This is a genomic window from Nocardia sp. NPDC050793, assembly GCF_040654065.1.
Taxonomy (GTDB): domain Bacteria; phylum Actinomycetota; class Actinomycetes; order Mycobacteriales; family Mycobacteriaceae; genus Nocardia.
Genome location: NZ_JBFAHG010000003.1, coordinates 470,446 through 482,542, shown reverse-complemented (window position 1 = coordinate 482,542; position 12,097 = coordinate 470,446). Strand labels below are relative to the sequence as shown.

Genomic DNA, 12,097 nt, shown 5'->3' with positions numbered 1-12,097 from the left:
TGCCGCCAATGGGGCTTCTCGTGCTGCTCGGCTACGAAATCGACGGCCTACGCCGAGGTTTCGGCTTCGGCCAAGGCGTGCAGCCACTCGCGGGTGTAGCGCTCGGCGAGCAGGGGGAGGAAGTTGTCGAAGGTGGCGTGGCCTGCCATGTGGTCGTAGGCGGCGTGCAGGAACTGATCGATGGCGGTCTCAGGGGCGACGCCGTCGAATTCCTCGGCCAGCCGGGCGGCGGCGGTCCGCAGGGCGTGCTGCTGGTCGACGGACGGCTCGGCGGGGCGGTCGGCGGGTACGGGCGTCTCGGTCACGGTTCCTCCTCGTGACGGGTCTGTGCACGGCAGCGGCGCGGAGGGGCGCTCCGCACCCGCTTGTCGAGTACCCATTCGCCCGCGACGATGCACCCGCGCGACGAAATGAGAACACGTTCTTGTCGAGCGGGCCGCCCCGTGCCAGGCTGAGCGAATGGATCTCGCCGCCATCGAAGCCGTGCGCCAGCTGAAGTACCGCTACTTCCGGACCCTCGATCTCAAGCTCTGGGCGGAGTTCGCCGACACGCTCGCGATCGACGCGGTCGGGCGCTATGGCACACACGCGTTGGGCGAACCGCTCGCGCTCGACGGCCGCGCCGCCATCACCGACTTCATGCGCCAGAATCTGGGCCCCGGCATCCTCACGGTGCACATAGCCAACCATCCGGAGATCACCGTCGACGGCGACACCGCGACCGGATCGTGGGCCTTCGAGGACACCGTCATCGCCACCGAGTACGGCGTGCTGATCCGCGGCGCCGGGTACTACGACGACCGATACCGGCGCGACGCCGACGGTCGGTGGCGCATCACCGAGACGGGCTATCGGCGGATCTACGAATCCAGCCAATCGCTCGCCGACACACCGAGTCACCGGCTGCTCAGCAACATGTGGGCCGACAAGGTCTGAACGGTTCCGCCGCGCGAAGAACCGGCGTGGAAGCGACCCGTCACCGCCACAATTCGGCCCGGTTGCGTGGCAACCGCTTGCGGCGGCGGCGATTACGCGGAATAGTCCGTTCGGATACCCGTCAGAAAGGTCCTACGATGGCAAACCGGTTCCGGCGGCGATCGTCGCGCGCGTTGGCGCTCGCCGCGGTCGCTCTGTCGCTGCTCGCGCCGACCGCAGGGGCCGCCGACACCGGGCCGCTGGCCTACATCCCGGTGGCGGGCGAGGGCGCGGTGGTCGTGGTCGACACGGCGGCCGACCGGATCGTGGGCCGGGTCGAAGGAGTCGGACCGCAGGCGTCCGCAGTGACCGCCTCGCGGGACGGACGCCATCTCTATGTCCAGGCGTTCAACCCGCCGTTCGTCGGCGTTGACGACATAGCCGTAATCGACAGCGCCACCGACAGCGTTACCGCCCGCATCCCGATCACGGGGACCGACGGCATGGCGCGGCCGATCACCGATCCCGTCAGGGACCTGGTCTACGTGATCACCGCCCGCCCCTCCATCGACGTGCTCAGCACCACGTCGAACACGCTGGTGCGTTCGATGCCGCTACCGTCGCTGGCGCTCGCCGCCGCCATCTCGCCCGACGGCGGACGCCTCTACGCCGTGTTCGCCGACTCGACCGCCGCCGTGTTCGACCCCGAGTCGGGATTCCAGCTCGGCGAACGCATCCAGATCGACGGCTCGGTGCCCGCGTTCGCCGCGGTCTCCCCCGACGGCCACAAGCTCTACGCGATGAACGCGCTCGGCGACAACGTTTCGGTGATCGACACAGCGTCCTGGCGGCGGCTCGGCGCCATCGCGCTGCCGCCGGGCAGCGCCCCGGTTTCGGGCGCGTTCAGCCCCGACGGCGATCGGCTCTTGGTGGCCACGCCGGGCGCGAACGCCGTCCAGGTGGTCGACGTGGCGGCCGACCGTGTGACGAGCGCGGTTCCGGTGGACGCACCCGTCTCGATCGGCTTCACCGCCGACGGCGCCAAGCTCTACGTGGGCAGCCTCGGCCCGCAGGCCGGTCCGGTCATCGCGCCGGTCGCGGGCTTCGACGCGACCTCGCTGCTCCAGCCCCTGGTGGTGGCGAGCAGCCGACCGAGTTCGGTGATCTCCCTCGACGCGGCGACGCTGCGGCCGAGCGGATCGCCGGTCGCCATCGGCGCGGCACCCGGCGCGGGCGCCTTCACGAACTGAGTCCGCCCTGCCCGATGGTCCCTGTGGGTAGTCTCGTCGGAGACCATCGAGGAGGCGACGAATCCCGCCGATCGGCCGGGACCATCCGGCGGCGCTGCTGCGGGAAACGCTGCGCCGCAGAGTGTCCAGCCACGGCGGCTCGGTGCTGGTGTCCGGTGCGGCCGGGATCGGCAAGACCGCGCGCGTCGGCGAGGTCGGACGGACGCGGCGCTGGTACTCACCGCGACGGCATGGCGACGGCACGCCGGGGTTCTGGCCTTGGGTTCACATCTTGCGCGGGCTGCGCCGCGTCGCGACGCGCGGGCAGTGGGCGGCGGTCTACGATGCCGCGGGCAATGCGCTGTCCCACCTGATCGGCAGCGCCAGCTACCTGGCCACCACCTCCGGCAACCGGTACCTGTTCACCGGCGACACGATCGTCCTCGGCTAGAACTGCTGGTGGGCTGGATATCTGGAGGGCCACGGCGACCGCGAGACGCTGCTCGCCAGCCTCGACGTGCTGGCCGCGCCCACCCCCTGTCCAGCGCCTTCATGGCGAATCGTGCGTCACCGAACTGGGCGATCGCCCGTGGGCCGAGGCGCGGCGGGCGCTGGTCGGCGACGCGGGTGAGTCCCACATTTGGGTCCACTTTCGGGCCGCTGGCGCTGTACGGATGGGCATCGAGGTCGCATGCTGCAAGGCATGTCCTCGTTAGCGCCCGATGAATTCCGTTCCGAGACCGCCTATCTCAACACCGCCTCGCACGGACTGCCCACACAGCGGGCGCTGACCGCGCTGGCCGAGGTCAACGCCCGCTGGGCCGCGGGACGGGGCGCGCCGACGGCCGACGACGCGCTGGTTCCCGAGCTTCGCGCGAGGTTCGCCCGGTTGCTGGTGGGAGCGCAGCCCGACCACATCGCACTGGGCAGCGGGGTCGCGGGACTCATCGGTCCGGTGGCCGCCGCGCTCGCTCCCGGCGCGGAGGTGCTGCTCGCGGTAGGCGAATTCTCCTCGGTGTCCATGCCTTTCGTGCACCGCGGCGATCTGGCGGTGCGGATGGTTCCGCTGGACGAGCTGGCCGCGCAGGTGCGGCCGGAGACCGCGCTGGTGGCGGTGAGCGTCGTGCAGTCCGCCGACGGCCGGGTCACCGACCTGACGGAACTCCGCGCCGCCACCGCGGCGCACGGGGCCCGGCTACTCATCGACGCCACCCAGGCCGCTGGTTGGCTACCGCTGAACTTCGCCGACGCCGACTACTGGGTCTGCGCGACGTTCAAATGGCTGATCGGCGCGCGCAGCGTGGCGTTCTTCGCCGCCGCGCCCGAAGCCATCGCCGGACTGCGCCCGATCGGACCGAGCTGGTACGCGGCCGAGGACCGGTGGGCCGAGATCTACGATCCGCGCGAGCTGGCCGCTACCACCCGCCGCTTCGACGCGACGCCCGATTGGCTGGGCGTCGTCGCCGCCTCGGCCAGTCTGAGCCTCATCGAGGAGCTGACCGTCGAAAAGATCAACGCGCACAACCTCGATCTGGCCGACCGCTTCTGTCGGGGACTCATCGAGCTCGGCCGCGAGCCCGTGCCCGGGCGGTCGGCGATCGTCGCGGTCCCCGGCGCGGCCGATCTCGCGCCACAGCTGGAGGCTGCGGACGTCATCGCCTCGGCCAGGGCGGGCGCGCTGCGTTTCGCGTTCCACCTCTACAACGACGAGACCGACGTGTACCGCGCCCTGAACGCCCTGGAGCCGTAATCGCTCCCTGCACCCCGCACCGCACGACCGCCGCGAAGGCGGTCTTCGCAGAGCCTTCACACGCTTCGCAGCCTCTACAACCTCTGCGAAGCGTGTGAAAGGTCTGTGGCGCTAACCCCAGACCGGGCGCCGTGACAGCAGGTCAGGGAATTCTGTTTGCAGTACGCAGAACTCGTTGCCCCAGGGATCTCGCAGTACCCAAAAGTCGTAGCCGCGCTCCTGCTGGTGGTCCCACCTGGTTGCGCCGAGTGCCTCGAGGCGAAGCACCTCGGCTTCCACCTCGTCGGTCTCGATGTCGATGTGTACCCGTTCCTTCGACACCTTGTCGTCGGCGGTCGCTTGCAGCAAGATCCGAACTTCGGAATCGGGCAGACGCAGACGCCGGTAGATGCGACGGCTGCCGGGGTCAATGGCCTCCTCGGTTGCGTCGAGCGCGTGGCCCCAGAACACGACCGCTCGGTCGAGATCGGCTACATCGATGACAATGTGGCACAGTCGGCTTCAATGGCTCACGGCCCGAAGCTGAGCGCGGTCCGCCAGCGAGTACGGGGCGGTGCCGCTTACTGTTGCCGAGCATGTATCGTCATGGAGCCTGCGGCGATGAGCACCGCGGCAATGGCGATGAACACGATCTGTGGCCGATCCAAAGTGTTGTCACCGGCTAGCAGATACGTTGCGATGTTGATCAGCCAATGCCCGATCGACGCGATCAGCACACGCTGGCGGAAACTCCCATTGCTCAGGTATCCGAGCACTATGGCGAACGCCATCGTCGAGACGAAGAAGCAGGCTGCGGTCACCAGGTCCGCCTCGAATGCCTGGACATGCCACAGTGCCCAGGTCACCCCGGTCGTCGAAATTGCCGCGAACCTGGTCATTCGAGATTCGAGCATCGGCTGCATCAAGCCTCGCCAACCGATCTCCTCCCCGCCCGCGCCGAGGAGTTGGAGCAGCAGAAACACTGCGAAAGGTAGACTCCCGACCGCCGCGGGGCCGACAAGCGCGGTGCCCGACACGACAGCCGCCATCGTGATCAAAACCCAGAACAACACGCAAGCCGTAACCACCGCAACGACACTCGCGCCTACTCGCCGGGACGATTCTGCTGCGGGCAGCAGTCCGGCGACGGTCTTCCTGAACGTCAGCCAGGTTGCCAGCACGCCCAGCGTCGGGCCGAACTGGACCAGTGACAGCGCCGCAGGGTCGATGCCTGAATGAGGTTGCACCGCAAGTAGAACAACCGAGGCAGCCAGCGTGGACAGCACGTAGACGCCGAGTGCGCCCCAGGCCCTCGCGGTGGTCGGCGACTGCATTGTGCGGACGGGGCCGGGCTGAATGTTGCCGATATCGGTGGTGCTCACCCGACTCACCTTGTCGATCGATATCGGCCAGCGCATCACCCTGGAGTCCTAGATCAACTGCACCGGCCGCCCGATCGCCTACCGCTACGACCGCAGCTAGGGCCAAAGTGACATGCGACTTCAACAGTCCGCTGAACTCGGACGCACCGGACGAGGGGCTGATCGCTGCCGTGGGCAACTCCTACACCCGAACACCGAGGACATCAGCGCCGTCGCCCAACAGCTCGCACACACGCTCGGCACGTGATTCGTTCGGTGTCGAAATCGTCTGAACCGCAGTGCAATCGGGCGATCGTGATGCTACCGATCCGTAGCGGTAGCGGTGTCCCCGGTCGAACCGCTCCCAGCCGCCCGGACGATAGACCTCCGGCGGCCGGAACTGCTTCCCACCAAGCTCTTTCGACATCGCCCTTCCCTCCCTGCGGCGGCTCACACATCGAGCAACGAAACGGTACCGGTCGGCACCCCTGGACTTCGAACCCCGGCTCAGCCGCACTCCACACTCTGATCGCCGCTGGCCGCGTCGTGCCTTCCGCCAGTAGGCCACGGTGATCAGCTTTGCGGCACCTCGCCCCTCCCGGCGTATCCGGCACATCGACATCGAATTCGTCGCCCTGACCTTGGACTACCAGGCCAGCGCCGATCAGGTGCAGTGCGTGGCAGCCGCACTGGCACAGCCTTCCGGACCTGGTTGTCACGGTGGATGACGACGTCCGTGACGATCTGCCGCCGCTGCCCTGCGCTGCTCTCTGGGACTGAACGACGGTGCGGCTACAGTCGGGATCGGTGTCGTGGCGTCGTCGGATCCGTTGCAATCAGGACCTAGTTGCAGGCGTGGTGATCAACGGCAAGTCGAGCGCGGTCAACACCCCGGGCGGGCCCGAAACCACCGCGGGCACCGCGTTAACGATGCGCATGGCGGTCGCCAAGAGCGTCGCGTAGTTGTGGTCGCCGCGCGGGCTGGAGGTCACCAAATCCATCGCGTAGCTGGGGTCGCCGGTGAGCTCCACACGGTAGGAACCTTCGGGGTGGGCTGGCTGCGGCCAGTCCGGACAAAGGTCGGGGCGCAGGCGGGTGACGTGTTCCAGCACCGTGACGGCCCGCTCGCCGACCATGCCGCGCACTTCGAAACGTAGTGCGGCGGCGGTGCCTTCGGCGATGTGTCCGGTGGCGATGTCGAACGATTCCGGCGCGGGAACGCGTTCGTAGGTCTCGGTGACCGCGTCCAACGTCACTCCGATGCCCGCGGCAAGCTGGCGCACCACGCTGCCCCACGCCAGCGAGAGCACCCCGGGTTGCAACAGCATCGGCGTCTCGTCCAGCGGTTTGCCGAAGCCCATGATGTCGACCATGACCGCCCGGTTGTCGTAGCTGGCGTAGTCGACGATCTCCATGCAGCGCAGCTGATCGATGCGCAGACAGGTGCCCGCGAGCGCAAGCGGCAGCAGGTCGTTGGCGAAACCGGGATCGATGCCGTTCACCCAGAGCGACGAATTGCCTTGCGCCGCAGCCTCTTGCACCGGCTTCAGCAGCTCGTCCGGCAGCACGCCGTACGGGTACTGGAAGAACACCGGCGCGCACGCGACCACGTTGACGCCCGCCGCGAGCAGCATCCGCAGGTCCTCGATCGCCTCGGGCAGCCGGTTGTCGGTCATCGAGCAGTAGACGACGCAGTCTGGCCGGTCGGCCAGAACGGCGTCGACGTCGTTGGTGGCGGCGACGCCGACGGGCCGGTCCAGACCGGCGAGGATGCCCGCGTCGGTCCCGGCTTTCGGGCCGGAGACCCACACGCCGGTGAGTTCCAGGTCGGGGTTGGCGATGACGCCCGCCAAGGCGTGGCGACCGACATTGCCGGTGCCCCATTGCACTACGCGATAGGTCATGTCACAGGTCCGGGATCGGGAGGTCGAGGTTGGGGGTGATGAGTCCGCCGTCGGGTTCGAGCACCTTGCCGGTGAGGTACTTGCCCGCCGGGGACACCAAATAGAGCGCGGCGGCGGCGATGTCCTCCGGTTCGCCGATGCGGTGCAGCGGCGTCTTGGTCTCCAGCTGGGTGCGCATTTCGTCGTTCGCCGCGACTATCTCCAGCGCGGAGGTCAGGATCGAGCCCGGCGCGATGGCGTTGACCCGGATGCGGGGGTTCAGGTCCAGCGCGGCCAGCCGGGTGTAGTGCGCGAGTGCGGCTTTCGCGGTGCCATAGGCGGCGAAGGCGCGTCCGGGCAACCGGCCCATGGTGGAAGTGATGTTGATAATCGAACCGCCGCCTGCGGTTTCCAGGATGTGCGGCACCGCGGCGCGCACCAAGGCGTGCGCGTTGCCGACGTTGAACGCGAACGCCTCGGCCATCGCCTCGGGCGTGGTGTCCAGCAGCGGGCACGGCAGCGCGCCGCCGACATTGTTGACGACGATGTCGAGCCTGCCGAACCGGTCCACCGCCGTGGCGGCCAGGCTCGCGGCCGTGTCGGCATCGCTCAGGTCGGCGGGCACCACGTGGGCTCGCCTGCCCACGGCCGCGATCTGTTCGGCGACCTCGTCCAGCTGGCTCTCGGTCCTGGCCGCGACGAGCACGTCGGCGCCGGCCTCGGCGAACGCGAGGGCGATGGCCCTGCCCAGCCCGCGTCCGGCGCCGGTGACGACGGCGACCTGCCCGTCGATGCGAAACCGATCGAGAATCATGCGCGCTCCGATCAGGTGTCGAATATTCGACACACATTGTCCTATATTCGTCATCGTAAGTTCGACGACCGGACCGGCACAAGGGGAAGACCGATGCAGCACACCGAGCCCGTCGACGGCGCGCGCCGATCGCCCTCGCCACCGACTCGCCGCGTGGTCGAGATCGTGTCGCTGCTGGCGAGCGCGACGGACCCGCTGCCCGTCGCGACCATCGCCGAACGCCTCGGCATCGCCAGGGCCACGGCGACCGCGGTGCTCGCCGAACTCGACGCCGCGGACTGGGCGGTGCGCGTCACCGACCGCGGCTATCGCATCGGCCCCGCGCTCGTCGCGCTGACCACGACCAGGCTGCCGCGCGGGATCGGCGAGATTCTCACCGAGCTGACCACGAAGACACGGTGCGGTGCGACGCTGAGCCGCATCGAACCCGATCACCTCACCGTGCTCGACGTCCGCCACGGACCGGATCGCACGGTGCCGGGAATCCCTGTCGGCCACCGCATTCCGCTCCAGTTCCCGGCGGGCGCGGCGGTCATGCCGTGGCGTTCGGCGGCCGAGCAGAACACCTGGCTGGCCACCACGGCCGAACCGGACCGGCGCACGGCGAGCGCCTTGCTGACGCTGGTGCGCGAGCGCGGTGTCGCGCTGTTCCGGCCGCGCGCCGACGACGCGAGCTTGGTCGACCTGCTCGCCGATCTGCTCACCGCCGTCGGAAGCGAACTGCTGCAACCGAATCTGCGCGCGCGGGCGCTTCGCCAGCTGGCCGCGCTCACCGCGCGCCCGTTCACCAGGAGCGAGCTGGACTCCGACGCCGACCTACCGCTGAGCTACCTCGCCGCCCCGGTGTTCGACGCGAACGGATCGGCCTGCTTCGAGGTGCAGCTGGGGCCGCTACGGACGAGCACGACCAAACCGGAACGCGACGAGTACATCGCCGCGACGCAGACCGCCGCGCGAGCGCTGACAGCGGCCATCGCGGCGCAGTGAACGATCGAGCGCGGCGAGCAATCAGCGGCAGCGGCAGCGGGCGCAACATGCTGCGTAGCAGGCGAACCAAGACTGTCGCTCCCAAGCGCGCCGACCAACGGGCCAACCGTCGACGCAAGGACAGCGCCGACGGCCGGCCACCGATCGCTCAGTTGGTGAGAGCGTGTTCAGCGCCGCGATGCAGCGGCACCGGCGCGGTCTCCCGGGCGGTGTCCCGCGTGATCCCCTTGGCGGCCGAATTCGCCTGTTCCAGTTGCGGTTTGCGATCGAACAGCGTCTTGGTGAGCACGCAGGCCAGGTCTGCGTCGAGGTCGTCGCGAACCAGCAGCACGTTCGGGACGACGATGGTCGCCGCGTCGGCGGGCAGCCCGTAGGCCGCGGCCGGGATCGTGCCCGGCTCGTACACCGGGTTCACCTCGCGCAGGCGCGGGGCGAGGTCGGCGATGTCGAGGAAGCGGACCTTGTCGCGCGCCGAGGTGAACAGGTCGGTGATGCCTGGGGTGGGCAGGCCGCCGGAGAAGAACATGGCGTCGATGGAGCCGTCCTTCATGCCGTCGACGGTCTTGGTGAGATCGAGCCGCTGCGCGGAGATGTCGCGTTCGGGGTCGAGACCCGCAGCGGTCAGCACCCGCTGGGCGATGACCTCGGTGCCGGACTTCGGCGATCCGGTGGAGACGCGTTTGCCGCGCAGGTCCGCGACCGAGGAGATATTCGCGCCGGTCCGCACGATCACCTGGGTGTAGTTCGGGTAGAGCCGCGAAAGCGCCTGCACCGGTTGCTTTTTGCCGTCGAATCCGCCGGTGCCGAGCACGGCGTCGGCGGCGGTGTCGGCGAGCGAGAAGGCCACTTGGTAGGTGCCCGCCACCAGCTGCTGGATGTTCTGCACCGACGCGCCGGTCTCCGCCGCGGTCGCTTTCACCGTGCCCCCGGTTGCCTGCGCGACCTGCTCCGCGTAGGCGTTGCCGAGCGCGAAGTAGACGCCGGTGGCGTTGCCCGTCGCGATGCCGACGCGCGAATCCTGCTTCACCTCGCAGTTCACCGCGCCGCCCGCGTCGGTGCGCGGCGCGTCCTGGCGACCACCGCAGCCCGCCAGCAGTCCGGCCGTCACGGTGGCGACGGCGACAATCGTTGCGACTCTTCTCACTTCGTCCTCCTTCGAACGAGCATCGTGTACCCGGCGGCGGCCGCGAGCGCGGCGAGCCCGGCGATCAGCGCGGCGGGTTCCAGGTACAGCAGCGCCAGTCCGCCCGCCGCTGCGAGTACGCGCGCGGGCGTCGGCGCACGGCCGATCCCCAGCACCCAGCCGCCGCTGGCGCAGGCCAGGGCGGCGACGCCGGCACAGGCCACGACGCTCGTCCACAGCACGTCGAGCGCGGGCCCGGTGCCGAGCAGATGTTCGCCGGATGGGGTGAGTACGAACACGATCGGCACCAGGAACGCGGGCAACGCGTACTTCAGCGCCTGCCACATGGTCGGCACCGTGCGGCCGCCGGTGACGGCCGACGCGCCGACCGCGGCCAGTGCGGTCGGCGGGGTGACCTCGGAGAGCACCGAGTAGTAGAAGACGAACATGGCCGCCGCGGGAGCGGGCACCTCCAGCGCGAGCAGCGCGGGCCCGATGATCGCCCAGCCGATGATGAACGAGGCGGTGACCGGCACCGCGAGACCGAGCAGCGCGAGGGCGACCGCGGCGAAGACCACCGTGCACGCGAGCACCACGGTCTGGTTGTCCGACAGCGCCGAAGCGAATCGCACCAGCAGCGCGGCCAATTGGGCGCCGAGTCCGGTCTTGGTGGTCATCGCGGTGATCACGCCCGCCGCGGTGCACACCGCGACCACGGGGAGCGCGGAACGGACGCCGCCGCCGAGCGCGTGGAAGATCGCGCGCGGAGAACGCGCGAGGCTGCGGGTGCGCGCGTCGAGGAACGACAGGGCGAAGGCCAGCGCGGTGGCGTAGACGACGGCCCGCGTCGCGCTGACGTCGAGGAGCAGCAGCACCACGATGACGATCAGCGACAGGAAGTGATAGCCGAAGCGGGCCAGCAGCTTCCATGCCGACGCGCCGCCGATCTCCACCGGACGCGTGCCGAGCCGCCGGGCGTCGATCTCCACGGCGAGCAGGATGCCGAGGTAGTAGAGCACGGTCGGGATCAGCGCCCAGCCGAGCACGGTCACGTAGGAGACCTCGAGATACTCGGCGACGATGAAGGCCGCCGCGCCGAGTGTGGGCGGCGACAGGATCGCGCCGACACCGGCCGCGGCCAGCATGCCGCCCGCCTGCTCCGGCGGATATCCCGCGCGCTTCAGGATCGGCCAGGTCACCGCGCCGACGCTGACCGCAGTCGCGGTGCCGGAGCCGGACACCGTGCCGAGCAGGAAGCCGGAGGCCACCGCCGTGCGCCCGGCCGCGCCGCGCGAGCGACGGAACGCCGCCACCGACAGATCGACGAAGAACTGTGCGGCGCCGGAGAATTCGAGCACCGCGCCGTACAGGGTGAACAGCACGATGTAGGTGGCCGCGACGTCGAGCGGGGTGCCGTAGAAGCCGCTGCCCGAGTTGTAGAGCGCGTCCACGATCTGGCCGAAGTCCAGACCGGCGTGCGCGATGGTCCACTGCTGCGGCAACAGCCCGCCGTAGTAGCCGTAGGCGAGGAACGCCAGGCACACCACGGGCAGCACCCACCCGGTGGTCCGGCGACACGCTTCGAGCACCAGCACGAGCAGCACCGTGCCCATGGCGACGTCCATCGGGTCGAGCAGACCCTGCCGATCCAGGAACTCGTTGTATCCGCCGCCGCCCGAACCGATTTCGAACGGCAGCACCGGGTAGAGGCAGACCACCAGCGCCAGCCCCGCCAGCGCCCAGTCCAGCACACCCGGCCCCGAGGCCCGGTCGAGCAGCCGAAGTCCCGAGCGATACGCCAGGAAGACCAGCGGCAGCGTGCCTGCGAGGAACACCACCAGGTAGTACTGACTGCCCTGCGACAGCGGCCGAAATACCTGCCACACCGCGAGGATCGCGATCGCGAAGGCCGCGACCGCCACCACCCGCTCGGGCCACCCGCTCAGTTCGCGAGCAGGTCGCTCGGCATCGTCCACCTCGAGCGTGTCGATCGCAGGCCGCTGCCCTTGATCAGGCAGCTCCTCGTCGAGCCGATGGTCCCGCGTGTCGGACATCG

At 69.4% G+C, this 12,097-nt stretch carries 12 protein-coding genes; 5 read left to right on the top strand and 7 right to left on the bottom strand.

All coding sequences use genetic code 11. The features are described from left to right. Positions 1-47: 47 nt before the first annotated feature. Positions 48-305: a three-helix bundle dimerization domain-containing protein gene (locus AB0H50_RS12775; protein ID WP_357450610.1), complete on the bottom strand. Its 258-nt coding sequence runs from the start codon at positions 303-305 to the stop codon at positions 48-50. Between the two features lie 154 nt (positions 306-459). On the opposite strand from AB0H50_RS12775, the gene AB0H50_RS12770 reads away from it, so the two are divergent. The 4 genes from AB0H50_RS12770 (at position 460) to AB0H50_RS12755 (ending at position 3,894) form a co-directional block, all read left to right on the top strand. Further along, entirely contained in the window at positions 460-936 is a 477-nt protein-coding gene (locus AB0H50_RS12770; protein ID WP_357450607.1) for a nuclear transport factor 2 family protein, read from the top strand. 137 nt (positions 937-1,073) lie between these two features. Then, entirely contained in the window at positions 1,074-2,165 is a 1,092-nt protein-coding gene (locus tag AB0H50_RS12765) for a YncE family protein (protein WP_357450605.1), read from the top strand. 61 nt (positions 2,166-2,226) lie between these two features. Further along, positions 2,227-2,595 carry an ATP-binding protein gene (locus tag AB0H50_RS12760; RefSeq protein ID WP_357451541.1) on the top strand — a complete coding sequence of 123 codons (369 nt, stop codon included), beginning with the start codon at positions 2,227-2,229 and terminating at the stop codon, positions 2,593-2,595. A gap of 252 nt (positions 2,596-2,847) precedes the next feature. After that, on the top strand, positions 2,848-3,894 hold the full coding sequence (locus AB0H50_RS12755) for an aminotransferase class V-fold PLP-dependent enzyme (protein WP_357450602.1): 1,047 nt from the start codon (positions 2,848-2,850) through the stop codon (positions 3,892-3,894). A 111-nt stretch (positions 3,895-4,005) separates the two neighbouring features. On the opposite strand, the gene AB0H50_RS12750 is transcribed toward AB0H50_RS12755, so the two are convergent. The 4 genes from AB0H50_RS12750 to AB0H50_RS12735 form a co-directional block, all read right to left on the bottom strand. Beyond that, positions 4,006-4,380 carry a VOC family protein gene (locus tag AB0H50_RS12750; RefSeq protein WP_357451538.1) on the bottom strand — a complete coding sequence of 125 codons (375 nt, stop codon included), beginning with the start codon at positions 4,378-4,380 and terminating at the stop codon, positions 4,006-4,008. A 74-nt stretch (positions 4,381-4,454) separates the two neighbouring features. Further along, positions 4,455-5,159 (bottom strand): type II CAAX endopeptidase family protein, encoded by a 705-nt coding sequence (locus AB0H50_RS12745; RefSeq protein WP_357450599.1) that lies wholly within the window; start codon positions 5,157-5,159, stop codon positions 4,455-4,457. A 911-nt stretch (positions 5,160-6,070) separates the two neighbouring features. Beyond that, entirely contained in the window at positions 6,071-7,138 is a 1,068-nt protein-coding gene (locus AB0H50_RS12740) for a diacylglycerol kinase (RefSeq protein WP_357450596.1), read from the bottom strand. A 1-nt stretch (position 7,139) separates the two neighbouring features. Next, positions 7,140-7,931 carry an SDR family oxidoreductase gene (locus AB0H50_RS12735; RefSeq protein WP_357450593.1) on the bottom strand — a complete coding sequence of 264 codons (792 nt, stop codon included), beginning with the start codon at positions 7,929-7,931 and terminating at the stop codon, positions 7,140-7,142. Positions 7,932-8,024: 93 nt separating this feature from the next. Here AB0H50_RS12735 and AB0H50_RS12730 point away from each other — a divergent pair, with 93 nt between their 5' ends. Continuing rightward, entirely contained in the window at positions 8,025-8,918 is an 894-nt protein-coding gene (locus tag AB0H50_RS12730) for a helix-turn-helix domain-containing protein (RefSeq protein ID WP_357450591.1), read from the top strand. A 148-nt stretch (positions 8,919-9,066) separates the two neighbouring features. Here AB0H50_RS12730 and AB0H50_RS12725 read toward each other — a convergent pair whose 3' ends face one another. Continuing rightward, positions 9,067-10,062: a TAXI family TRAP transporter solute-binding subunit gene (locus AB0H50_RS12725; protein ID WP_357450588.1), complete on the bottom strand. Its 996-nt coding sequence runs from the start codon at positions 10,060-10,062 to the stop codon at positions 9,067-9,069. Further along, on the bottom strand, positions 10,059-12,095 hold the full coding sequence (locus AB0H50_RS12720; protein ID WP_357450586.1) for a TRAP transporter fused permease subunit: 2,037 nt from the start codon (positions 12,093-12,095) through the stop codon (positions 10,059-10,061). The genes AB0H50_RS12725 and AB0H50_RS12720 overlap by 4 nt, the downstream gene beginning before the upstream one ends. Positions 12,096-12,097 lie beyond the last annotated feature (2 nt).

What these genes read in the sequence shown, in the direction of transcription:
- AB0H50_RS12770 (WP_357450607.1), top strand. Translation starts at nt 460, where the DNA reads ATGGATCTCGCCGCCATCGAAGCCGTGCGCCAGCTGAAGTACCGCTAC.
- AB0H50_RS12765 (WP_357450605.1), top strand. Translation starts at nt 1,074, where the DNA reads ATGGCAAACCGGTTCCGGCGGCGATCGTCGCGCGCGTTGGCGCTCGCC.
- AB0H50_RS12755 (WP_357450602.1), top strand. Translation starts at nt 2,848, where the DNA reads ATGTCCTCGTTAGCGCCCGATGAATTCCGTTCCGAGACCGCCTATCTC.
- AB0H50_RS12740 (WP_357450596.1), bottom strand. Translation starts at nt 7,138, where the DNA reads ATGACCTATCGCGTAGTGCAATGGGGCACCGGCAATGTCGGTCGCCAC.
- AB0H50_RS12735 (WP_357450593.1), bottom strand. Translation starts at nt 7,931, where the DNA reads ATGATTCTCGATCGGTTTCGCATCGACGGGCAGGTCGCCGTCGTCACC.
- AB0H50_RS12730 (WP_357450591.1), top strand. Translation starts at nt 8,025, where the DNA reads ATGCAGCACACCGAGCCCGTCGACGGCGCGCGCCGATCGCCCTCGCCA.
- AB0H50_RS12720 (WP_357450586.1), bottom strand. Translation starts at nt 12,095, where the DNA reads ATGTCCGACACGCGGGACCATCGGCTCGACGAGGAGCTGCCTGATCAA.